The sequence below is a fragment of the Streptomyces sp. NPDC093546 genome (assembly GCF_044765045.1).
GTDB lineage: Bacteria > Actinomycetota > Actinomycetes > Streptomycetales > Streptomycetaceae > Streptomyces.
On record NZ_JBIWJG010000002.1, the window covers coordinates 519,994 to 541,568 of the forward strand.

Genomic DNA, 21,575 nt, shown 5'->3' on the forward strand with positions numbered 1-21,575 from the left:
ATCTGCCGCGTACGCATAGTCCGTTCGGGCCATTCAAGATTGGGCCCGAAGGGGGTGTTGCGCTGTGTCCACCTTCCGTAACGTCCTCAACTGGCGGCGGTGAATATGCCGCTCGCCGCCGTGGGGGAGCCTCGATTCGGGAGAGGACGGCGCCGGTATGGGCTGGGTAGCTGACTGGAGTGCGCAGGCGGCCTGCCGCACTACCGATCCGGATGAACTTTTCGTGCAGGGAGCGGCGCAGAACAGGGCCAAGGCGGTGTGCACCGGGTGCCCGGTGCGGACCGAGTGCCTGGCCGACGCCCTGGACAACCGCGTCGAGTTCGGCGTGTGGGGCGGTATGACGGAGCGTGAGCGGCGCGCGTTGCTGCGCCGGCGCCCCACCGTCACCTCGTGGCGCCGGCTCCTGGAGACCGCGCGCACGGAGTACGAGCGCAGCGCGGGCATCCTGCCCGTCGCGCTGAACGACGACGAGACGTACGAGTCGTACGCCGCCGTGGGCTAGCCACCGGTCGGCCACCGGCAGTCCGGCTCCGCCGAACGGAGGGCCGGAGGGCCCTCGTGGCTCCGCGTGGGCCCGCCGGTGCTAGGGCGTGCCCTTGGTGTGCGCCAGCCGGTCGCCGATGGCGCGAAGACCCGCGAGGTCGTGTACGTCGCCGGGCAGAGCGGCCACTTCGGCCACCGCCACCTCCGGGTGGAGCGCGGCGAAGCGGTCCCGCGTGCGGCGCTCGCGCGCGAGCACCTGCATGCGCTCGGCGTGCAGACGGAGCAGACCGGCCGTCACCTGGGCGACGGCAGGCGAAACCTCGGCGGATGACGCGGGGAGTGGCTCGGGAGAGACGGCCTCCGGGAGGCGGCCGGTGTTGTGGCTGGTGTCCTGGCCGTTGTCGTGGCCGTTGTCGTGGCCGCCACGAAGACCAGTCTTCCCGTGCCCCTGATCCACAATGCGGCTCTCGTCAAGATTTTCCGCCGCGTCCGCGGGCTCCCCGTCCAGGACCTCCGCCGCGGCCAGCGCCCGCTCGGCCGACAGCCGCGCGGCACCGCTCCCGTGGACCCGGTTGAGGACCAGACCGGCCAGCGGCATCTCCTCCGCCGCCAGCCGCTCCACGAAGTACGCCGCCTCGCGCAGCGCGTCCCGCTCGGGCGCGGCCACCACCAGGAAGGCCGTGCCCGGCGCCTGGAGCAGCCGGTAGGTGGCGTCCGCCCGCGTACGGAACCCCCCGAACATCGTGTCCATCGCCGCCACGAAGGTCTGTACGTCGCGCAGCAGCTGGCCGCCGAGCAGCTTGCCCAGGGTCCCCGTCATCATCGACATGCCGACGTTCAGGAACTTCATCCCGGCCCGGCCGCCCACCTTCGCGGGCGCCATCAGCAGCTTGATGAACGTCCCGTCCAGGAAGGACCCCAGCCGCTTCGGCGCGTCCAGGAAGTCCAGCGCCGAGCGGGACGGCGGCGTGTCGACGACGATCAGGTCCCACTCGTCGCGCGCCCGCAGCTGCCCCAGCTTCTCCATCGCCATGTACTCCTGCGTGCCCGCGAAACCGGCCGACAGGGACTGGTAGAAGGGGTTGCCCAGAATCGCGCGGGCCCGCTCCGGGTCCGCGTGCGCCTCGACGATGTCGTCGAAGGTGCGCTTCATGTCGAGCATCATCGCGTGCAGCTCGCCGTCGCCCTTGATGCCGTCGACGCGCCGCGGGACGTTGTCGAGCTGGTCGATGCCCATCGACTGGGCGAGCCGGCGGGCCGGGTCGATGGTCAGCACGACCACCTTGCGGCCGCGCTCCGCCGCCCGTACGCCCAGGGCCGCCGCGGTCGTCGTCTTGCCGACGCCGCCCGCGCCGCAGCAGACGATGATCCGCGTCGCCGGGTCGTCGAGGAGCGGGTCGACCTCCAGGGCCGGCGCCGGGTCCAGGGTCATGCGGTCCCCCCAAGCTGCTCGCGTAGGTCCTTGGCCAGCCGGTACAGCCCGGCGATGTCGACGCCCTCCCCCAAGAAGGGCAGTTCGTACGCCGGGACCTGAAGCTTCGCCAGCACCTCGCGCTGCTCCCGCTCCAGCTCCACCCGGCGCGCGTGCTCGGTGGCCTGGTCGAGGAGCGGGGTGACCAGCCGGGTCGGGGCGCTCACACCCGCCGCGGCGAGCGCCTTGGCGATGTCCTTGCGGTGGTCGCCGGCGGCCGCCCGTACCGCGTGCTCGTCCAGGACGTGCGGGCGGACCATGTTGACGATGACGTTGCCGACCGGGAGCGAGGCGTCGCGCAGCTCGGCGATGCCGTCCGCGGTCTCCTGGACGGGCATCTCCTCCAGCAGGGTCACCAGGTGCACGGCCGTCTCGGGGGACTTCAGCACCCGCATCACGGCCTGCGCCTGGTTGTGTATCGGCCCGATGCGCGCGAGCCCGGCCACCTCGTCGTTGACGTTAAGGAACCGGGTGATGCGACCGGTGGGCGGGGCGTCCATGACGACGTAGTCGTACGTGAACCCGCCGTGCTTCTCCCGGCGGCGTACCGCCTCGCACGCCTTGCCGGTCAGCAGGACGTCGCGTACGCCGGGGGCGATGGTGGTCGCGAAGTCGATGGCGCCGAGCTTCTTCAGCGCCCGCCCGGCCGAGCCGAGTTTGTAGAACATCTGGAGGTAGTCGAGGAGGGCGCGCTCGGCGTCGATGGCCAGCGCGTACACCTCGCCGCCGCCCGGCGCGACGGCGATCTTGCGCTCCTCGTACGGAAGCGCCTCCGTTTCGAAGAGTTGTGCGATGCCCTGTCTGCCTTCGACCTCCACGAGGAGGGTCCGCCTGCCCTCGGTCGCGAGGGCGAGCGCGAGGGCGGCGGCGACCGTCGTCTTACCGGTACCGCCCTTGCCGCTGACGACCTGGAGCCTGCTCACGCCTTCGAGCCTAACCAGTGCCCCGGCACGGCAAGCAGGAGGCTGCCCTTGGCGCCGTCGCCGTCGGTGGCAGCGGCTACAGTCGGCACCATGACCAAGTGGGAATACGCGACTGTGCCGCTTCTCGTGCACGCGACCAAGCAGATCCTGGACACCTGGGGCGAGGACGGCTGGGAGCTCGTCCAGGTGGTGCCGGGACCGAACAACCCCGAGCAGCTCGTGGCGTACCTGAAGCGGGAGAAGGCGTGACGGGCCGTGTCGAGGCGACGCTCGCCGAGCTCGGCCTGACGCTGCCGCAGGTCGTGCCGCCGCTGGCGGCGTACCAGCCGGCCGTCCAGTCGGGCGTGTACGTGTACACGGCGGGCCAGCTCCCGATGGTGGAGGGCAAGCTTCCGGTCACCGGCAAGGTGGGCGGCGAGGTCACGCCCGAGGAGGCCAAGGAGCTCGCGCGCATCTGCGCGCTGAACGCGCTGGCGGCCGTCAAGTCGGTCGCCGGGGACCTGGACCGCATCGCGCGCGTCGTGAAGGTCGTCGGTTTCGTCGCCTCCGCGCCGGACTTCACCGGGCAGCCGGCCGTGCTCAACGGCGCGAGCGAGCTGCTGGGCGAGGTGCTCGGCGACAAGGGCGTGCACGCGCGCAGCGCGGTGGGCGTCGCGGTGCTGCCGCTGGACGCGCCGGTCGAGGTCGAGATCCAGGTCGAGATCCAGGTCGAGCTGGTCCAGGACTGACCGGAGGACGGACCGGAGGACCGACCGGAAGTCGGATCCGGTGCCTGACCGGTGCCTGACCGGAGGCGGACCCCTGGGCTGACGGGTTCCTCTCGAACATCGGGCCGGATGCGCATAGCATCCGGCCATGTCCAATGGTCAGTGGTATCCACCGGAGTGGCCCGACCGCATCCGCGCGCTCGCCGACGGGTCCCTCGCGGTCGTGCCCCCGAAGCGGGCCGCGACCGTGATGCTCCTGCGCGACGGCGCCCACGGCACTCACGGCGCCGAGGGCACTCACGGCGTCGGGGGCACGCAGGTCCACATGCTCCGCCGGCGTACGTCCATGGCGTTCGCCGGCGGCGCGTACGCGTACCCCGGCGGCGGTGTCGACCCCCGCGACCGGACCCCGGTGCGCTGGGCGGGCCCGTCGCCCGCCGACTGGGCGGCCCGCCTCGGGGTCGCGGACCCCGCCGAGGCGCAGGCCGTCGTGTGCGCGGCGGTGCGCGAGACGTACGAGGAGGCGGGCGTCCTCCTCGCGGGGCCGACGGCCGGCTCCGTCGTCGCCGACACCACGGGCGACGACTGGGAGGCGGACCGGGCGGCCCTGGTGGCCCGGGAGCTGGCCTTCGCCGAGTTCCTGGACCGGCGCGGCCTGGTGCTCCGCTCCGACCTCCTCGAGGCGTGGGCGCGCTGGATCACCCCGGAGTTCGAGCCGCGCCGCTACGACACCTGGTTCTTCGTGGCCGCCCTGCCCGAGGGCCAGCGCACCCGGAACGCCTCCACCGAGGCCGACCGCACGGTGTGGATCCGCCCCGCGGACGCGGCGGCCGGGTACGACCGGGGCGAGCTGCTCATGATGCCGCCGACCATCGCCACGCTGCGCGCCCTCGCGCGGTACGCCACCACGCCCGCCGCCGCCCTCGACGCGGCCCGGGACCAGGACCTCACGCCCGTACTGGCCGAGGCGCGTCTGGAAGGCGACCAGGTGATCCTGAGCTGGCCGGGCCACGACGAGTTCACCAAGCGGGTGTCCGCGCAGACGCCGACAGGGGGGCCTTCCGCATGACCGACGCCGCCGCGCTTCCCGGACAGCCGCGCGGAGCCGTGATCTCCGGCCCCGCGACCCGGCGCGCCGTCAACGTACTCGCGCCCAACCCGTCCGCGATGACCCTCGACGGCACGAACACCTGGATCCTGTCCGAGCCGGATTCCGCGCTCGCCGTGGTCGTCGACCCCGGGCCGCTCGACGAGGGCCACCTGTCGCGGGTCGTCGAGACGGCCGAGCGGATGGGCAAGCGCGTCGCGCTCACGCTCCTCACGCACGGCCACGCCGACCACGCGGAGGGCGCGGCACGCTTCGCCGAGCTGACCGGCACGCCGGTACGGGCCCTGGACCCGGCGCTGCGCCTCGGCGACGAGGGGCTCCGGGCGGGGGAGGTGATCGAGGTCGGGGGCCTGGAGCTGCGCGTCGTACCGACGCCCGGCCACACCGCCGACTCGCTCAGCTTCCACCTCCCGGCCGACCGCGCCGTGCTGACCGGCGACACCGTTCTGGGGCGCGGTACGACGATGGTGGCGCACCCGGACGGCCGCCTCGGCGACTACCTGGACTCGCTGCGGCGGCTGCGCTCGCTGACGGTCGACGACGGGGTCCACACGGTGCTGCCGGGGCACGGGCCGGTGCTGGAGGACGCCCAGGGGGCGGTCGAGTACTACCTGGCCCACCGCGCGAGCCGGCTCGCCCAGGTGGAGACGGCCGTCGAGAACGGCCACCGGACCGCCCAGGAGGTCGTGGCGCACGTCTACGCGGACGTGGACCGTTCGCTGTGGCCCGCGGCCGAGCTGTCGGTACGGGCCCAGCTGGAGTACCTGAGCGACCACGGGCTGATCTGAGCCGGCACCGAGCCGAGGCGGCTCGGGCCGGCGGCCTCGGGCCGATGCCTTACCCTCCGCTTATTCGGCTCGTTCCTGGGGCCTGGCCATGGGGGGAATCCACGTGTTCATCCTGTCCATCCTGCTGCTCATAGCGGCGGCGGTGCTGTTCTTCGTCGGCCGCGGCGGCGACCGGCGCGGCCTGACGCTCGGCGCGGCCGGGGCGCTGCTCGCCGGGCTGTTCGCGGCGCTGAGCAGTTGCCTGCACGTCATCAGCGCGTACGAGGTCGGCGTACCGGTCACCTTCGGCAAGGTCGGCTCGCCGATGACGTCCGGCATGAACTTCACCTCGCCGTTCACGAACGTCACCACCTTCTCGACGCGCCCGGTGGACCTCAACCTCTCCGACAAGGACGTGGTCGAGGTCCGCTCGTCCCAGGGCGGCGTGATGTACGCGGAGGTGACGGTGAAGTGGTCCGTCACCCCGGCCAAGGCCGTCGAGCTGTACAAGCTGGCCGGCAGCGAGGAGGCGATCCAGCAGCGGCTGGTCTTCCCGGACAGCCGGGAGATCATCCGTAACGTCTTCGCACGTCACACGAGCGAGGAGGGGTACGCGTCGGCCCGCGAGAAGATCAACGCGGAGATCGGTGACCTCATCGAGGAGCGGCTCGCCCCGCGCGGCATCGCCGTGACGACGGTCAACCTGCGGAACGTGAAGCCGTCGGACCAGCTCCAGGGCCAGATCGACCGCAAGATCCAGCAGCAGCAGGCGACGGAGCGGGCCACCGAGGCCGCGCTCACGGCGAAGGCGGAGGCGGAGCGCCGCCGGGTCGAGGCGGAGGGCATCGCGAAGGCGAACAAGATCCTCAGTGACTCGCTGACGGACAAGGTCCTGCTGAACCAGTGCATCGAAGCCTTCAAGGAGGCGGCCGCGAAGAACCCGGTCTACGCCGTGCCGTGCGGCGGCGGGAGCGGGAACCCGCTGATCGTGGACGGCACGAAGAAGTGACGTGACGGCGCGACGCGCCGGACGCACGAAGGGCCGCTCCGCGGATCGCGGGGCGGCCCTTTCGTACGAACGGGGTACTGGCGCGGCGCCTGCCGGCGCGTGGGTCAGCGCGAGCGCTTGGCGAGCCGCTCCACGTCCAGCAGGATCACGGCGCGGGCCTCCAGACGGAGCCAGCCGCGGCCGGCGAAGTCGGCGAGGGCCTTGTTGACCGTCTCGCGGGAGGCGCCGACGAGCTGGGCCAGCTCCTCCTGGGTGAGGTCGTGCACCACGTGGATGCCTTCCTCGGACTGCACGCCGAAGCGGCGCGACAGGTCCAGGAGCGCGCGGGCGACGCGGCCCGGCACGTCGGAGAAGACCAGGTCCGACATCTGGTCGTTGGTCTTGCGCAGGCGCCGCGCGACGGCGCGCAGCAGGGCGCTGGCCACCTCGGGGCGGGCGTTCAGCCAGGGCTGGAGGTCGCCGTGGCCGAGGCCGAGCAGCTTGACCTCGGTCAGCGCGGTCGCGGTGGCGGTGCGCGGGCCCGGGTCGAAGAGGGACAGCTCGCCGATCAGCTCGCCGGGGCCGAGGACGGCGAGCATGTTCTCGCGCCCGTCGGGGGAGGTGCGGTGCAGCTTCACCTTGCCCTCGGTGACCACGTAGAGCCGATCGCCCGGGTCGCCTTCGTGGAAGAGCGCGTCGCCACGGGCGAGCGTCACCTCACTCATCGAGGCGCGGAGCTCCGCGGCCTGCTCGTCATCGAGCGCCGCGAAGAGCGGGGCGCGCCGCAGAACGTCGTCCACGAGTTCTCTCCTATGTCGACCTGCTCTGGGACGTTGGGTCCCATGATGCCGGACGGTAAAACAGTGCGATCAATCACAACAAGTTTGACGCACTGGTACGCGTGTCCGTGCGGCAGGGCCCCGATTGGGTCGTGATCGCCTGTGACCGGGGCGGATGTCGGTGTCGGCGCTTAGGCTGGCCGGGTGTCCAATTCGCCGGTGAGAGCGCAGGCCAAGGGGGCCGGGAGAGTGTCCGGGGAACAGAATTCCGCTGTGGGCGAACACGCGTCGCCTTCATCGAAAAAAACGGCAAAGGCAAGTAAATCAGGCGGTTCGTCCCGCGGGCGGTCGTCTGCCGAGCCGACCGGCGCGAGCGAGCCCGCTCGCACGCCGTCGGCGAAGGCCGCGCCCTCCAAGGCCGCCGCGCCGTCCAAGGCTGTCGGGGCGGTGAAGGCCGCCGGGACCGCGAAGGCCGCGGGCAAGGGTGAGTCGCGGCTGGCGATGGTGCGGCGCGCGCGGCGGATCAACCGCGAGCTCGCCGAGGTGTATCCGTACGCCCATCCCGAGCTCGACTTCCGTAACCCCTTCGAGCTGCTCGTCGCGACCGTCCTGTCGGCCCAGACGACCGACCTCCGCGTGAACCAGACGACCCCGGCGCTCTTCGCGAAGTACCCGACGCCCGAGGACATGGCCGCCGCCGTGCCCGAGGAGCTGGAGGAGCTGATCCGGCCGACCGGCTTCTTCCGCGCCAAGGCGAAGTCCCTGATCGGGCTCTCCACGGCGCTCCGGGACACCTTCGGCGGCGAGGTCCCCGGCCGCCTGGAGGACCTCGTCACCCTCCCCGGCGTGGGCCGCAAGACCGCCAACGTGGTCCTGGGCAACGCCTTCGGCGTACCGGGCATCACCGTGGACACCCACTTCGGCCGCCTCGTGCGCCGCTGGAAGTGGACGGAGCAGGAGGACCCGGAGAAGGTCGAGGAGGAGATCTGCGCGATCTTCCCGAAGTCCGACTGGACGATGCTCTCGCACCGCGTGATCTTCCACGGCCGCCGGATCTGCCACTCCCGCAAGCCCGCCTGCGGCGCCTGCCCCATCGCGCCGCTCTGCCCGTCGTACGGCGAGGGCGAGACGGACCCGGAGAAGGCGAAGAAGCTGCTGAAGTACGAGATGGGCGGCCTTCCGGGGCAGCGCCTGGCCCCGCCGCCGGACTATCCGGGACGGCCCGCGGCCCCCCTCGGCGCGGGCGACGACGAGTGACGGTACGGGTGGCGGTACGGGTGAGGGTGCGCGTGACGGAACGCGTGACGGACGGTGACGGAACGAACCAGGGGGCGGAACGCGTTGGGAAAGCCGGGGGTGCCTATGACGCGCGCTGAGCAGGACGCCCGGCAGGAGGGCGGAGGACAGGCCGACAGGGCCGGTACGTCCGGGTGGGCCGGTACGACCGGCAGGGCCGGTACGGCGGTGGCCGTCAGTGACGAGGGGCTGCCCGCGTGGCTGCGGCCCCTCGCCCGCGCGGCCCGCACCATCGCGCCCGAGCAGCTGAGCCGGTTCCTGCCGCCCGAGGAGGGGGGCCGCCAGGCCGCCGTGCTCATCCTCTTCGGCGAGGGCGACCGTGGCCCCGAGCTGCTCCTCATGGAGCGCGCCGGCAGCCTGCGCTCGCACGCCGGACAGCCGTCGTTCCCCGGCGGAGCCCTCGACCCCGAGGACGGCGACCCGGCCACCACCGGGCCGCTGCGCGCCGCGCTGCGCGAGGCGGAGGAGGAGACGGGCCTCGACCCCGCCGGCGTACAGATCTTCGGCGTGCTGCCGCGCCTCTACATCCCGGTGAGCGGCTTCGTCGTGACGCCCGTCCTCGGCTGGTGGCGGTCCCCGAGCCCGTTCCGCGCCGTCGACCCGGCCGAGACCGCCCGCGTCTTCACGGTGCCCGTGGCGGATCTCACGGACCCGGCCAACCGCGCCACGGCTCTCCACCCCAGCGGCCACCACGGCCCGGCATTCCTGGTCGAATCCGCCCTCGTGTGGGGCTTCACCGCCGGCGTCATCGACCGCATCGCCCACTTCGCCGGCTGGGAGCGCCCCTGGGACCGCACCAGGCAGGTCTCGCTCGACTGGCGCTCATGACAGGCTGATGACTCCGCTCCGAGGCCGGTCCGGGTGGCCGGAGACGAATCTGCGAGGCTAATGACGGTGAACGTGCTGGACATCCTGTTGCTGGTCGCCGCCGTCTGGTTCGCGATCGTTGGCTACCGTCAGGGCTTCGTCGTCGGAATCCTGTCGGTGATCGGTTTCCTCGGCGGCGGCCTCGTCGCGGTCTACCTGCTTCCGCTCGCCTGGGGACCGCTGACGGACGACGCCAAGGTCTCGACGACCGCCGCGATCGTCGCCGTCGTCATCGTCATCGTCTGCGCCTCCGTGGGCCAGGCCTTCACCACCCACCTGGGCAACAAGCTCCGCCGGCACATCACCTGGTCGCCCGCGCGCGCCCTGGACGCCACCGGCGGCGCCCTCGTCAACGTGGTGGCGATGCTGCTGGTCGCCTGGCTGATCGGCTCCGCCCTCGCCGGTACGTCCCTGCCGACGCTCGGCAAGGAGGTCCGCAACTCCAAGGTGCTGCTCGGTGTCTCGCGCGTGATGCCGGCCGAGGCGTCGACCTGGTTCGCCGACTTCTCCTCCGTCCTGGCGCAGAACGGCTTCCCGCAGGTCTTCAGCCCGTTCGCCAACGAGCCCATCACGGAGGTGAGCCCGCCGGACCCGGCGCTCGCCGGCAGCCCGGTGGCGGCCCGCGCGCAGAAGTCCATCGTGAAGGTCGTCGGTACGGCCCAGGGCTGCGGCAAGGTCCTCGAAGGCACCGGCTTCGTCTTCGCGGAGCGCCGCGTGATGACCAACGCCCACGTGGTGGGCGGAGTCGACGAACCGACCGTCCAGATAGGCGGTCAGGGACGGCTGTACGACGCGCGGGTGGTCCTGTACGACTGGCAGCGCGACATCGCCGTACTGGACGTACCGGACCTGAAGGCGACACCGCTGCAGTTCACGGACAAGGACGCGGTCAGCGGGGACAGCGCCATCGTCGCGGGCTTCCCGGAGAACGGCGCGTACGACGTCCGCTCCGCCCGCGTCCGCGGCCGGATCAACGCCAACGGCCCGGACATCTACCACCGCGACGAGGTGCGCCGCGATGTGTACTCGCTCTTCGCGACCGTCCGCCAGGGCAACTCCGGCGGACCGCTGCTCACCCCGGACGGCAAGGTCTACGGCGTCATCTTCGCGAGGTCCCTGGACGACGTGAACACCGGTTACGCCCTGACGGTCGACGAGATCCGCGACGACATCGCGCGCGGCCGCACCGCCAACCAGCAGGTCGACAGCCAGGCCTGCGCGCTCTGAGCCGCGAGCCGAGCCCCCCGCGCTGAGCCCCGCGCCGAGCCGTGCCTGCCGGCTCAGCCGCGAGGGCTCAGCCTCGCGGACTCAGGTGCGAGTGTGCCGCAGCCGGGCCGAGACCCAGCGGGCCCGGCGGCGCAGGATGCGGGAGATCCCGAAGCGGGGATCGGGTCCCTGGCCCTGCGGGCCGCTCCTCTGCGGATTCGGCGCGGAGGCCGAGGCCGAGGCGGAGCGGCGGTTGCGTGCTGCGTCAGCGTAGTCGTGCGTCCAGCCCATACCCGGACCTCTGCCCGGGCCCCAAGGTCGGTAACCGCCCGCAGCGCGGCCAATCGGCCTATGCGCCAGGCATTTGGCTGTTCGTAGGACAACCGTTCAATCCCGTTTCCGGTGCAACCTCCTACCGGTCCGGCTCGGGGTCCTTCAGCCAGTTGACGAGCTCGGTCGAGAAGGCCACCGGGTCCTCCTCGTGCGGGAAGTGGCCGAGCCCCTCGAACAGCCGCCAGCGGTACGGGGCTTCCACGTACTCGCCCGAACCGGCCGCGCTGCGCGTACGCATCACCGGGTCCAGCGCGCCGTGCAGGTGCAGCGTCGGCACCCGCACCGGCCGTTTCATGCGCCGGTTGAACTGGATGCCGTCCGGCCGGGCCAGCGACCGCACCATCCACCGGTACGGCTCGATCGAGCAGTGCGCCGTCGACGGGATGGTCATCGCCCGCCGGTACGCGGCGATCGCGTCCTCGTCCGGCTCGTCCGCCCCCGGCCCCGACCAGTCCCGGATGAGCCGGCCCACCAACGCCGCGTCGTCCGCGACGAGCTGACGCTCGGGCAGCCACGGCCGCTGGAAGCCCCAGACGTACGAGTTGGCCCGGGTCTGCGCCAAGTCGGAGAGCATCGCCGAGCGCCACCGGCGCGGATGCGGCATCGAGGACACCACCAGGCGCCGCACCAGCTTCGGCCGCATCACCGCCGCCGTCCACGCCAGGTAGCCGCCGAGGTCGTGGCCGACGAGCGCGGCGTCCGGCTCGCCCAGCGAGCGCACCACACCGGTGATGTCGAGGGCCAGGTTGGCGGGGTCGTAACCGCGCGGCGTACGGTCGCTGCCGCCCACGCCCCGCAGGTCCATCGCCACCGCGCGGAAACCGGCCTCGGCGAGGGCCGGCAGCTGGTGGCGCCACGTCCACCAGAACTGCGGAAAGCCGTGCAGCAGCAGCACCAGCGGCCCGTCGCCCATCTCGGCGATGTGGAAGCGCGCCCCGTTGGCCGCCACGTCCCTGTGCGTCCAGGGACCGTCCATCCGTACCGGACTGCCGGCAGGGCTGCCGGGGCCGCTCGTGCTGCCCGCGCCGCTCGTGCTGCCCGCGCCGCCCGTGCTGCCCGCGCTGCTCTCAGGGACCGTCATGCGGATGAGCGTGCCACACCCTCGGCCTCGCCCTTGACCGGAAGGGCGGGGGCGGCCGCGCGCGGGTGCGGTTTGGCGTTGCCCAGCACCGCCGCCGACCGCTTCGCCGAGCGAATGGACCGCTCCGGCGGCTTCACCTTCTTGAACTTGGTCACGGCCAGCAGCGCCGCCAGCGCCGCCAGCACCAGGTACGCGCCGCCCACGATCAGGAAGGACCAGGCCAGCCCGAGCCCCAGGTTGTGGATGCCGTACGCGGCGGCGAAGCTCAGCACCGGCAGCGAGAAGAGCGCGAACACGCCCGCGATGCTGAGGGCCGCACCGCCCATCGCGCCGCGCTTGACGTCCTGACGCAGTTCGGCCTTGGCCAGCGCGATCTCGTCGTGCACGAGCGCGGACAGCTCGGTGGTCGCCGAAGCGACCAGTTGGCCGAGACTGCGGTCCGTGCCAGCCGCGCCGAATGCACCGTTGCCGGCGGGGTCGCTCATCGTCTCGCTCCCTCTTCTCTCCTACGGTCCGACCTCAGATCATGCCGGACCGTCGCCGTCCCTGCGCGCTGCCCCCGCCACTTCGGCCCGGGCGGCGGCCGCTTCAGCCGCCTGCCGACGGTGGTCGGCGGCCTTCTTCTCGTACAGCTCGGCCATCCTGAGGTGGTACGCGGGGTCGCCGATCTCGTACACGTCCGGCACGCCGCTGAGGTCTTCGTCGCGCTCCTCCTCCTCGAGCAGCGCCTGGTACTTGCGGACGCGCAGCTTCAGCAGGACCGAGGCGAGTACGGCGGAGATGAGGGAGCCCATCAGGACGGCCGCCTTGACCTCGTCGGTCAGGGCCGTGTCCCCGGCGAAGGCGAGCTCGCCGATGAGGAGGGAGACGGTGAAGCCGATGCCGGCGAGCGTGGCGACGGCGAAGAGGTCCGCCCAGGCCAGGTCCTCGTTGAGCGACGCCCTGGTGAAGCGGGCCGTCAGCCACGTACCGCCGAAGATGCCGACGGCCTTGCCGACCACCAGGCCGAGCACCACACCGAGCGTCACGGGCTCGGTGAAGACCTCCCCCAGCGCGTCGCCGGAGACCGACACCCCGGCCGAGAACAGCGCGAACAGCGGGACGGCCAGACCGGCCGACACCGGCCGCACCAGGTGCTCGATGTGCTCGCCGGGGGAGTGGGCCTCGCCCTCGTGGCGGGTGCAGCGCAGCATCAGGCCCATGGCGACGCCGGCGATGGTGGCGTGGACGCCGCTGTTGTACATCAGGCCCCAGACGACCAGCGCCAGCGGTACGTACACGTACCAGCCGCGCACGCCCTTGCGCAGGAGGAACCAGAAGACGGCCAGACCGGCGACGGCGCCGCCGAGCGCGGCGAAGTTCAGGTCGTTGGTGAAGAAGACCGCGATGATCAGGATCGCGAAGAGGTCGTCGACGACGGCGAGCGTGAGGAGGAAGGCGCGCAGCGCGGACGGCAGCGAGGTGCCGATGACGGCCAGGACGGCGAGGGCGAAGGCGATGTCCGTGGCGGTGGGGACGGCCCAGCCGGCGAGGGAGCCGCCGCCGGCGGCGTTGGTCACGACGTAGACGAGGGCGGGGGCGATCATGCCGCAGAGCGCGGCGACCACGGGCAGGGCGGCGGCCTTCGGGTCGCGCAGCTCGCCGGCGACGAGCTCACGCTTGAGCTCGACACCGGCGACGAAGAAGAAGATCGCGAGGAGGCCGTCGGCGGCCCAGTGCTGCAGGGAGAGGTCCAGGCCGAGCGCGGCCGGGCCTATGTGGAAGTCGCGGACCGTCGCGTAGCTCGCGCTGATCGGGGTGTTCGCCCAGATCAGGGCGGCGACGGCGGCGAGCAGGAGGAGGACGCCGCCGACGGTCTCGGCGCGCAGCGCGTCCGCGACGAACGTCCGCTCGGGGAAGGGGAGCCGCCCGAGGAACTTCCGGGCGGCTGAGGTGTTCGAGGGGTTCGAGTGGGGCGCGGCCACAGGCGGGACCTCCGGACGGTACGGCGGCGGGCAGGACGAATAAACCTGCCGACCAGACTTCCCGGCGCACCTTCGAACTCTTGTCGCTTTGTTGACGTGATCCTTACCCTACCCGGCGCAGACGAAGAGGGCACCCGGCGCGATGTGCGCCGGGTGCCCTCCAGATGTCCTCCAGATGCCCTTTGGCCGCCGGGTCAGTCCTCGCTGGAGGCGGCCGGCAGCTTGGACTGGATCAGTGCCATAACGGACGAATCGGTCAGGGTGGTGACGTCACCCAGCTCCCGGTTCTCCGCCACATCGCGCAGCAGACGACGCATGATCTTGCCGGAGCGCGTCTTGGGCAGCTCGGCGACCGGGAGGATCCGCTTCGGCTTGGCGATCGGGCCGAGGGTGGCGCCCACGTGGCTGCGCAGATCGGCGACGAGGGAGTCGTCCTCGCTCGCCGTGCCGCGCAGGATCACGAACGCGACGATGGCCTGGCCGGTCGTCTCGTCGGCCGCGCCGACGACCGCCGCCTCGGCGACCTTCGGGTGCGAGACGAGCGCGGACTCGACCTCGGTGGTGGAGATGTTGTGGCCCGAGACCAGCATGACGTCGTCCACCCGGCCGAGCAGCCAGATGTCGCCGTCGTCGTCCTTCTTGGCACCGTCCCCGGCGAAGTACTTGCCCTCGAACCGCGACCAGTAGGTGTCGATGAAGCGCTGGTCGTCGCCCCAGATGGTGCGGAGCATCGACGGCCACGGCTCGGTCAGGACGAGGTAGCCGCCTCCGCCGTTGGGCACCTCGTTCGCGTCGTCGTCGACGACGGTGGCGGAGATGCCGGGCAGCGGGCGCTGGGCGGAGCCGGGCTTGGTCTCGGTGACGCCCGGCAGCGGCGAGATCATCATCGCGCCGGTCTCGGTCTGCCACCAGGTGTCGACGATCGGGGTCTTGCCGGCGCCGATGTTCTCCCGGTACCAGATCCACGCCTCGGGGTTGATCGGCTCGCCGACCGACCCGAGCACGCGGAGGCTGGACAGGTCGAACTTGGCGGGGATGTCGTCGCCCCACTTCATGAACGTACGGATCGCGGTCGGCGCGGTGTAGAGGATCGTGACGCCGTACTTCTGGACGATCTCCCAGAACCGGCCCTGGTGCGGCGTGTCGGGCGTGCCCTCGTACATGACCTGCGTCGCGCCGTTGGCCAGCGGCCCGTAGACGATGTACGAGTGGCCCGTCACCCAGCCGATGTCGGCGGTGCACCAGTAGACGTCGGTCTCCGGCTTCAGGTCGAAGACGGCGTGGTGCGTGTACGCCGTCTGAGTGAGGTAGCCGCCGGAGGTGTGCAGGATGCCCTTGGGCTTCCCCGTCGTACCGGAGGTGTAGAGGATGAAGAGCGGGTGCTCGGCGTCGAACGCCTCGGGCGTGTGCTCGCTGGACTGACGGCCCACGACGTCGTCCCACCACAGGTCGCGGCCCTCGGTGAAGGCGGTGTCCTGGCCGGTACGGCGGACCACGAGCACATGCTCCACCTGCGGGCACTTGGCCACGGCCTCGTCGATGGCCGGCTTGAGCGCGGACGGCTTGCCGCGCCGGTAACCGCCGTCGGCGGTGATGACCAGCTTGGCGTCGGCGTCCTGGATGCGGGAGGCGACGGCGTCGGCCGAGAAGCCGCCGAAGACGACCGAGTGCGCGGCGCCGATGCGGGCGCAGGCGAGCATCGCGATGGCGGCCTCGGGGATCATCGGCAGGTACACCGCGACCCGGTCGCCCTTGCGGACGCCGAGTTCGGTCAGCGCGTTGGCCGCCTTGGAGACCTCGTCCTTGAGCTCGGCGTACGTCAGGGCCCGACTGTCGCCCGGCTCGCCCTCGAAGTGGATGGCGACGCGGTCGCCGTGGCCGGCCTCGACGTGGCGGTCCACGCAGTTGTACGCGACGTTGAGCTTGCCGTCGGCGAACCACTTCGCGAAGGGCGGGTTGGACCAGTCGAGGATCTCGGCCGGCTCGGTGGCCCAGCTCAGCCGCCGCGCCTGCTCGGCCCAGAACCCAAGCCTGTCCGCCTTGGCCTGCTCGTACGCGTCCGCCGTCACGTTCGCGTGCGCGGCCAGCTCGGCGGGCGGAGCGAATCGGCGCTCCTCCCGCAGCAGGTTGGCCAAGCTCTCGTTGCTCACGACATCTCCCATTCCCAGGGCGTCCGATGTGTCCCAGCCCATAGCTCATCAGCCAGGTGCCCGGGATGACAAGGGTTTCCCGGGCATTGGTTTAGACCTGTTGGCGTCGGAGGTGGGCCGTTCGAGGTGGGGCGTTGATGTGGCTCCCCCTCCCCGGGCGGCGGGGAGAAGGAACCACACCCACGTCCACGGCCGCCGGCCGCCGGAGGTTCACCTGCGCCGGCGAGGCCATGGCCGGGGGTACGGGCCACGGCTTGGGCCCGGACCCCGGCGGTACGCCACCGGGACGGGCCCGGAATGCCACCGGGACGCCACCGGGACGGGCCCGGCTCATGCCGGGGCGCTCTCCCGGCGCGTGGGGGTCACCGGGTCGAAGACCTCGTCGAACCCGTCCGACCCCGACAGCAGATACGCCTGCGCCTCGCCGACGTGGAAGTACATGCCGTGGAGCTCCAGCGTCCCCTCGGCGAGCCGGCGTGCCACCGACTCGTGGGCCTTCAGGTGCTCCAGCTGCTGGACCACGTTGGTCAGGCACAGCTGCTCGACCGCGTCCGCCGGCAGGCGGCCGGAGAGCCGCGCCCAGGTGCGGTGCTTGCTCTTCATGCGGTCCACGCTCGGCTGCGCGTGCCGCAGCCAGCGCCGCAGCGGGGTCCGCGCTGCCGCCGGTGTGCCGGGCGCGCTGTTCAGCAGGGTCTGCATCGCGCCGCAGCCCGAGTGGCCGCACACGGTGATGGACTGCACCTGCAGCACGTCGACCGCGTACTCGATCGCGGCCGCCACCGAGTCGTCCCCGGACTCCTCCCCCGGCAGCGGCACCAGATTGCCCACGTTCCGCACGGTGAACAGGTCGCCCGGCCCGCTGGCCGTGATCATGCTCGTCACCAGGCGGGAGTCGGCGCAGGTGAGGAAGAGCTGCGACGGCTGCTGGCCCTCGCGCGCGAGCCGTGCCAGCTCGTCCCGCACCAGGGGGGCAGTGTTGCGCTGGAAGGAGCTGAGCCCGCTGGCCAGTTGGCGGCCGGTCGGGCCCGGCGGTGCTGTCGGCGACGGCGACGGCGACGAGCCCCAGGCGCCCGACGCGTCCGGCACGCCGCTCGCGGGCTTGGGCTCCTCGGCCTCCGAGTGGTCGCCGCAGTGGTGGTTGCGCCACGCGGTCCACGGCCGGCAGCAGGCGTGCCCACCGGAACCCAGCTCGCCGATCCTCACCCCGGAACGCCCGGCCACCTCGACCTGTCCGCCCCGCGCCAGATGGGTCATCTGCCAGTCCTGGAGCGTTTCGTAGGCGGCGTGGTCCATGAAGGACCCGTCCAGCTCGACGATGACGTACGCGCCTTGCGGGATCTGGTGCAGCGCCCGGCTCAGCCGCGGTACCGCGAGGAACGTCAACTGTCCGCGCACCCGCACGTGCTCGGCGTCGTCCCTGCTCTCGACGGTGATGCGGGTCTTGGACAGCCGGTGCATCGCGAGCCCCATGGCCGTCAAGATGCCGAGCGCCACGCCCTCCAAGATGCCGATCAGCACGACACCGGCCACCGTCACCGCGTACACGACGACCTCGCGGTGGCGTGTGACGCTGCGGATGTGGGTGATGCTGACCATCTGGATGCCGACGACCATCACCAGCGCGGCGAGCGCGGGCAGCGGGATCAGGTCCAGGACGGGGACGAGGAGGAGGGCGGCCAGCACGACCCACAGGCCGTGCAGCATCGTGGAGTTGCGGCTGACGGCGCCCGCCGACACGTTGGCGACGCTGCGCACCGCGACACCGGCGACCGGCAGACCGCCCAGCGCCCCGGAGACGATGTTCGCCGCTCCCTGCCCCGCCAGCTCGCGGTCGAGGTTCGAGCGCGGCACATGGACCTTGGGCTCCTTGCGGGCGGCCACCAGCTTGTCGACGGCCACGGCGGAGAGCAGCGACTGGACACTGGTGACGAGCGTGATCGTCAGGACGCCGGCGGCGATACCGAGAACCGGCCCCTCGGGCAGCCCGGGCAGCGCGTGGCTGGTCCAGGAGGGCAGGTCCACGCGGGGCACGCGCATTCCCGAGGCGACGGCCAGCAGGGTCGCCGTCCCCACCGCGGCCAGTGCGGCGGGCACCCTCCGCAGCATCCTGCCGACGGTCCCCGGGATCCGCGGCCAGAGCAGCAGGAGGGTGATGGTGACAGCGCTGACGGAGAGCCCCGCCAGGTGCAGGTCCATCAACTGGGCCGGTAGACCGAGTGCGTTGTCGACGGCCGAGCTCTGCGGCGTACCGCCGAGGACGACATGGAGCTGGGCGAGGGCGATCGTCGTCCCGATGCCCGCCACCATGCCGTGCACGATCGCGGGGGAGACGGCGAGTGCCGAGCGGGCCACCCGCAGTGCGGCCAGGCCGAGTTGGCCCAGTCCGGCGAGGACGGTGATGGCGCAGGTGGTGCGCCAGCCGTACTTCTGGATCAACTCGGCGGTGACAAGGGTCAGTCCGGCGGCGGGCCCGCTGACCTGGAGCGGCGAACCGCCGAACCGGCCGACGACGATGCCGCCGACCGCGGCGGCGACCAGTCCGGCCTGGAGCGGCGCTCCGGTGGCGAGCGCGATGCCGAGGGAGAGCGGCAGCGCGATGAGGAAGACGACGATGGACGCGGACAGGTCGGTACCCGCGACGTGGAACCGGCCGCGGAGGCGGGGCCGGCGGCGCGGTGTGCGGAACCGGCCGTCGCCGGGCGGGCTGTGGGGTTGCTGGGGTGGGGCGGGTGCGTCACCGTCCGCGCTGGACGTACGGCCAGAACGGGACAGGCGCGGGGGGATGCAGGCGGTCATGGTTCCCATGTCCTCCGGGGCGGCGCGGTCGCGGTACGTGCGATTCGAACGAACGTGTGGGGGTCGCGGCCGTGTGTCACGGCGGCCGTGGGCTACGGCGCTGGGTAGCAGGTTTGCCAACTCTCAGTAAATTGATCGTAATGCAGAGTAAAGATTCAGGCATGACTTTCGGGGCAAATAGTGCAGCGATTCACCTGATCCAGTGATTAATCGTTCTAGTCCGGCTTGTCATACATTCGTACTCCCGCCCGTGATGCGAGGTTGACGGCGCTCTCAGCAGGCCCTTGGGCCCCTGGGGGCACCCGAAAGCACCCCGTAAGCAGAGAAGGGCGGGCGGATGATGGCCGTCACGAAGAGGTTCACTGTCGGTACGGCCGCGGCCGCTGCCGCGACCGCGGCGGCGCTGGTCGCCGGACTGGCCGGATGCGGCGGCTCCGACGAGGCCGCCCGCACCGAGGGCGCCCCCGGTCCGAAGAAGGCGGCGGCCCCCCAGAACGCGGTCCGGCTCATCGGCGACGGCTCCACCGCCTTCACCGGCGCCCAGCCCGGGCTGCGCAAGCCGGAGCGCCTGAAGCCCGGTCAGCGGCCGCCACAGTTCGTCGTCTTCTCCTGGGACGGCGCCGGCGAGGACAGTCAGAAGCTGTTCTCCCACTTCCGCAAGGTGGGCAAGAAGTACGGCGCGACGATGACGTACTTCCTCAGCGGCGTCTACCTGCTGCCGGAGGAGAAGGCGGCGCTCTACCAGCCGCCCGGACACGCGCCCGGCCGCTCCGACATCGGCTTCAACGACCGCGAGGGCATCCGCGACACCGTGCGCCAGCTGCGCGGCGCCTGGCAGGAGGGCAACGAGATCGGCACCCACTTCAACGGCCACTTCTGCGGGCCGGAGTCGGGGGTGGGCACCTGGTCGGTCACCGACTGGAAGAGCGAGATCGCCCAGGCCAAGGCCTTCGTCAAGAACTGGAAGACCAACGCCGGCCTGACCGCGGAGCAACCGCTGCCGTTCGACTACGACAAGGAGCTCATCGGCGCCCGCACCCCCTGCCTGGAGGGCCGGGAGAACTTCGTGCGCGCCGCGAGCGAGCTGGGCTGGCGCTACGACACCAGCGGCATCAACAACCAGATGTGGCCCGAGAAGGAGCACGGGCTGTGGGACCTGGGCCTGCAGATGATCCCGGTCCCGGGGCGGCAGTTCGAGACGCTGTCCATGGACTACAACTTCATGGTCAACCAGTCGGGCACCGCCAAGGGCGCCCCCTCGATGCACGACTACTGGGGTGACCAGTTCCGCGACGGCATGATCCAGGCCTTCGACCGTGCGTACCACGGCAACCGCGCCCCGCTGATCATCGGCAACCACTTCGAGTCGTGGAACGGCGGAACGTACATGCGCGCCGTCGAGGAGACGATCGCGCAGGTCTGCGTCCGGGCGGAGGTGCGCTGTGTGTCCTTCCGGCAGCTCGCCGACTGGCTGGACGCGCAGGACCCCGCCGTCCTGGCGAAGATGCGCACGCTGAAGGTCGGGGAGGCGCCGAAGGGCGGCTGGGCGGAGTTCCTCGCCGCCCGCCCGGCCGCCCCGGCGGCCTCACCCGCCAAGGCCCGTCAGGCGGGCTGAACGGCGCCGATCCCCTCACCCAGTACGAAGGCGGGGTCGACCTGGGCCGCCAGGTCGGCGCCCGTCTTCGCATTGCCCCAGCTCTCCGCGTTCTTCAGGTGGAAGTGGACCATCTGGCGCGTGTAGCGCTCCCAGTCGCGGTGCGCGTACGCGTCCGCCGCCGCCCGGTGGAGCGTCCGCAGCGCCGCCCTGTTGTCGGACTCCAGCAGCTCGAACCGGGCCGGGCGGCCCTTCTCCATCGCGCGCACCCAGTCGGACTGGCCGACCGTCACCAGCAGGTCGTCGCCGACCTCCTCGCGCAGGAAGTCCACGTCGTCCTGGCCCTGCACCTTGTTGCCGACGACCCGGAGCGCGACACCGAAGTCGCGGGCGTACTCCTTGTACTGGCGGTAGACCGACACACCCTTGCGGGTCGGCTCTGCCACCAGGAACGTCATGTCGAAGCGGGTGAACATGCCGGACGCGAACGAGTCCGAGCCGGCCGTCATGTCGACGACCACGTACTCGTCGGACCCGTCGACCAGGTGGTTGAGGCACAGTTCCACCGCCCCGACCTTCGAGTGGTAGCAGGCCACTCCCAGGTCGGTCTCGGTGAAGGGGCCCGTCGCCATGAGCCTGATCTCGTCGTCGTCCAGCCGTACGGGACGGGCGCAGGCGTCGTAGACGGGGTTGTCCTCGCGGACCCGCAGCAGGCGCGAGCCCTCGCCGGGCGGGGTCGTCTTGATCATCGTCTCGGCGGACGCGATCCGGGGATTCGTCCCCCGCAGGTACTCCTTGATGAGGGGCAGGTGCGCACCCATCGCGGGCAGCGCGGCGGCCTCTGCCTCGTCCAGACCGAGAGCGGTGCCCAGGTGCTGGTTGATGTCGGCGTCGACGGCGATGACGGGCGAACCGGTGGCGGCGAGGTGGCGGACGAAGAGCGAGGACAGCGTGGTCTTGCCGCTGCCGCCCTTCCCAACGAAAGCGATCTTCATATTCATATAGAGTAGCGGTGCGTAGCGGTGCGATTGCGCCATGTTGTGGCGCGTATGAGGATCGCCA

Annotated in this window: 20 protein-coding genes; 10 read left to right on the forward strand and 10 right to left on the reverse strand. The window is 71.7% G+C overall.

Translation table 11 applies throughout. The features are described 5' to 3' along the window. Positions 1 to 157 precede the first annotated feature (157 nt). Positions 158 to 502: a WhiB family transcriptional regulator gene (locus ACIRNI_RS05550; RefSeq protein ID WP_355361744.1), complete on the forward strand. Its 345-nt coding sequence runs from the start codon at positions 158 to 160 to the stop codon at positions 500 to 502. A gap of 81 nt (positions 503 to 583) precedes the next feature. On the opposite strand, the gene ACIRNI_RS05555 is transcribed toward ACIRNI_RS05550, so the two are convergent. Beyond that, the gene (locus tag ACIRNI_RS05555; protein WP_403548558.1) at positions 584 to 1,915 is read right to left on the reverse strand and encodes an ArsA family ATPase; all 1,332 of its coding nucleotides are present in this window, start codon (positions 1,913 to 1,915) and stop codon (positions 584 to 586) included. Continuing rightward, positions 1,912 to 2,877 carry an ArsA family ATPase gene (locus tag ACIRNI_RS05560; protein WP_403548559.1) on the reverse strand — a complete coding sequence of 322 codons (966 nt, stop codon included), beginning with the start codon at positions 2,875 to 2,877 and terminating at the stop codon, positions 1,912 to 1,914. Before ACIRNI_RS05560 ends, ACIRNI_RS05555 begins: the two co-directional genes overlap by 4 nt. Before the next feature lie 90 nt (positions 2,878 to 2,967). Here ACIRNI_RS05560 and ACIRNI_RS05565 point away from each other — a divergent pair, with 90 nt between their 5' ends. From ACIRNI_RS05565 to ACIRNI_RS05585, 5 genes are all read left to right on the forward strand, one after another. Then, the gene (locus ACIRNI_RS05565) at positions 2,968 to 3,126 is read left to right on the forward strand and encodes a DUF4177 domain-containing protein (RefSeq protein ID WP_003967454.1); all 159 of its coding nucleotides are present in this window, start codon (positions 2,968 to 2,970) and stop codon (positions 3,124 to 3,126) included. Next, positions 3,123 to 3,605 (forward strand): RidA family protein, encoded by a 483-nt coding sequence (locus ACIRNI_RS05570; protein WP_403548561.1) that lies wholly within the window; start codon positions 3,123 to 3,125, stop codon positions 3,603 to 3,605. The genes ACIRNI_RS05565 and ACIRNI_RS05570 overlap by 4 nt, the downstream gene beginning before the upstream one ends. Before the next feature lie 127 nt (positions 3,606 to 3,732). Then, positions 3,733 to 4,653, forward strand: a complete 921-nt coding sequence (locus ACIRNI_RS05575; RefSeq protein WP_403548563.1) for an NUDIX hydrolase — start codon at positions 3,733 to 3,735, stop codon at positions 4,651 to 4,653. Next, positions 4,650 to 5,480: an MBL fold metallo-hydrolase gene (locus tag ACIRNI_RS05580; protein WP_403548565.1), complete on the forward strand. Its 831-nt coding sequence runs from the start codon at positions 4,650 to 4,652 to the stop codon at positions 5,478 to 5,480. The genes ACIRNI_RS05575 and ACIRNI_RS05580 overlap by 4 nt, the downstream gene beginning before the upstream one ends. Before the next feature lie 103 nt (positions 5,481 to 5,583). Continuing rightward, the gene (locus ACIRNI_RS05585) at positions 5,584 to 6,468 is read left to right on the forward strand and encodes a prohibitin family protein (RefSeq protein ID WP_403548566.1); all 885 of its coding nucleotides are present in this window, start codon (positions 5,584 to 5,586) and stop codon (positions 6,466 to 6,468) included. 104 nt (positions 6,469 to 6,572) lie between these two features. On the opposite strand, the gene ACIRNI_RS05590 is transcribed toward ACIRNI_RS05585, so the two are convergent. Continuing rightward, the gene (locus tag ACIRNI_RS05590) at positions 6,573 to 7,247 is read right to left on the reverse strand and encodes a Crp/Fnr family transcriptional regulator (RefSeq protein ID WP_010473292.1); all 675 of its coding nucleotides are present in this window, start codon (positions 7,245 to 7,247) and stop codon (positions 6,573 to 6,575) included. Positions 7,248 to 7,430: 183 nt separating this feature from the next. Between ACIRNI_RS05590 and nth the strand changes: the two genes are divergently transcribed. The 3 genes from nth (at position 7,431) to ACIRNI_RS05605 (ending at position 10,616) form a co-directional block, all read left to right on the forward strand. Continuing rightward, the gene (gene nth, locus ACIRNI_RS05595; RefSeq protein ID WP_403548568.1) at positions 7,431 to 8,483 is read left to right on the forward strand and encodes an endonuclease III; all 1,053 of its coding nucleotides are present in this window, start codon (positions 7,431 to 7,433) and stop codon (positions 8,481 to 8,483) included. Between the two features lie 105 nt (positions 8,484 to 8,588). Continuing rightward, complete coding sequence (locus ACIRNI_RS05600; RefSeq protein WP_403548569.1) at positions 8,589 to 9,350, forward strand: NUDIX hydrolase; 762 nt, start codon at positions 8,589 to 8,591, stop codon at positions 9,348 to 9,350. A 66-nt stretch (positions 9,351 to 9,416) separates the two neighbouring features. Then, positions 9,417 to 10,616, forward strand: coding sequence for a MarP family serine protease (locus tag ACIRNI_RS05605; protein ID WP_403548571.1), 1,200 nt, complete (start codon positions 9,417 to 9,419; stop codon positions 10,614 to 10,616). 81 nt (positions 10,617 to 10,697) lie between these two features. Here ACIRNI_RS05605 and ACIRNI_RS05610 read toward each other — a convergent pair whose 3' ends face one another. The 6 genes from ACIRNI_RS05610 to ACIRNI_RS05635 all read right to left on the reverse strand — a co-directional run bounded on the left by ACIRNI_RS05610 (position 10,698) and on the right by ACIRNI_RS05635 (position 18,919). Continuing rightward, on the reverse strand, positions 10,698 to 10,886 hold the full coding sequence (locus ACIRNI_RS05610; protein ID WP_403548573.1) for a hypothetical protein: 189 nt from the start codon (positions 10,884 to 10,886) through the stop codon (positions 10,698 to 10,700). A gap of 121 nt (positions 10,887 to 11,007) precedes the next feature. Further along, positions 11,008 to 12,009 carry an alpha/beta fold hydrolase gene (locus ACIRNI_RS05615; RefSeq protein WP_403548574.1) on the reverse strand — a complete coding sequence of 334 codons (1,002 nt, stop codon included), beginning with the start codon at positions 12,007 to 12,009 and terminating at the stop codon, positions 11,008 to 11,010. After that, a complete protein-coding gene (locus ACIRNI_RS05620) occupies positions 12,006 to 12,494 on the reverse strand; it encodes a phage holin family protein (RefSeq protein ID WP_355361721.1) in 489 nt (162 codons plus the stop codon). Before ACIRNI_RS05620 ends, ACIRNI_RS05615 begins: the two co-directional genes overlap by 4 nt. 39 nt (positions 12,495 to 12,533) lie before the next feature. Continuing rightward, positions 12,534 to 13,973, reverse strand: a complete 1,440-nt coding sequence (gene nhaA / locus ACIRNI_RS05625) for a Na+/H+ antiporter NhaA (protein ID WP_403548576.1) — start codon at positions 13,971 to 13,973, stop codon at positions 12,534 to 12,536. 194 nt (positions 13,974 to 14,167) lie between these two features. Beyond that, complete coding sequence (gene acs, locus ACIRNI_RS05630) at positions 14,168 to 16,123, reverse strand: acetate--CoA ligase (RefSeq protein WP_403548578.1); 1,956 nt, start codon at positions 16,121 to 16,123, stop codon at positions 14,168 to 14,170. 330 nt (positions 16,124 to 16,453) lie between these two features. Then, the gene (locus ACIRNI_RS05635) at positions 16,454 to 18,919 is read right to left on the reverse strand and encodes a SulP family inorganic anion transporter (RefSeq protein ID WP_403548580.1); all 2,466 of its coding nucleotides are present in this window, start codon (positions 18,917 to 18,919) and stop codon (positions 16,454 to 16,456) included. Positions 18,920 to 19,256: 337 nt separating this feature from the next. Here ACIRNI_RS05635 and ACIRNI_RS05640 point away from each other — a divergent pair, with 337 nt between their 5' ends. After that, complete coding sequence (locus tag ACIRNI_RS05640; RefSeq protein ID WP_403548582.1) at positions 19,257 to 20,534, forward strand: hypothetical protein; 1,278 nt, start codon at positions 19,257 to 19,259, stop codon at positions 20,532 to 20,534. On the opposite strand, the gene ACIRNI_RS05645 is transcribed toward ACIRNI_RS05640, so the two are convergent. Further along, the gene (locus ACIRNI_RS05645; RefSeq protein ID WP_403548583.1) at positions 20,522 to 21,508 is read right to left on the reverse strand and encodes an ATP-binding protein; all 987 of its coding nucleotides are present in this window, start codon (positions 21,506 to 21,508) and stop codon (positions 20,522 to 20,524) included. The two genes, ACIRNI_RS05640 and ACIRNI_RS05645, sit on opposite strands and share 13 nt — an antisense overlap. Positions 21,509 to 21,575 lie beyond the last annotated feature (67 nt).

Bases quoted from the DNA above. Each gene is read 5' to 3' on its own strand.
- ACIRNI_RS05550 (WP_355361744.1), top strand. From the start codon at position 158: ATGGGCTGGGTAGCTGACTGGAGTGCGCAGGCGGCCTGCCGCACTACC.
- ACIRNI_RS05555 (WP_403548558.1), bottom strand. From the start codon at position 1,915: ATGACCCTGGACCCGGCGCCGGCCCTGGAGGTCGACCCGCTCCTCGAC.
- ACIRNI_RS05565 (WP_003967454.1), top strand. From the start codon at position 2,968: ATGACCAAGTGGGAATACGCGACTGTGCCGCTTCTCGTGCACGCGACC.
- ACIRNI_RS05575 (WP_403548563.1), top strand. From the start codon at position 3,733: ATGTCCAATGGTCAGTGGTATCCACCGGAGTGGCCCGACCGCATCCGC.
- ACIRNI_RS05580 (WP_403548565.1), top strand. From the start codon at position 4,650: ATGACCGACGCCGCCGCGCTTCCCGGACAGCCGCGCGGAGCCGTGATC.
- ACIRNI_RS05600 (WP_403548569.1), top strand. From the start codon at position 8,589: ATGACGCGCGCTGAGCAGGACGCCCGGCAGGAGGGCGGAGGACAGGCC.
- ACIRNI_RS05610 (WP_403548573.1), bottom strand. From the start codon at position 10,886: ATGGGCTGGACGCACGACTACGCTGACGCAGCACGCAACCGCCGCTCC.
- ACIRNI_RS05615 (WP_403548574.1), bottom strand. From the start codon at position 12,009: ATGACGGTCCCTGAGAGCAGCGCGGGCAGCACGGGCGGCGCGGGCAGC.
- ACIRNI_RS05620 (WP_355361721.1), bottom strand. From the start codon at position 12,494: ATGAGCGACCCCGCCGGCAACGGTGCATTCGGCGCGGCTGGCACGGAC.
- ACIRNI_RS05635 (WP_403548580.1), bottom strand. From the start codon at position 18,919: ATGACCGCCTGCATCCCCCCGCGCCTGTCCCGTTCTGGCCGTACGTCC.
- ACIRNI_RS05640 (WP_403548582.1), top strand. From the start codon at position 19,257: ATGATGGCCGTCACGAAGAGGTTCACTGTCGGTACGGCCGCGGCCGCT.
- ACIRNI_RS05645 (WP_403548583.1), bottom strand. From the start codon at position 21,508: ATGAAGATCGCTTTCGTTGGGAAGGGCGGCAGCGGCAAGACCACGCTG.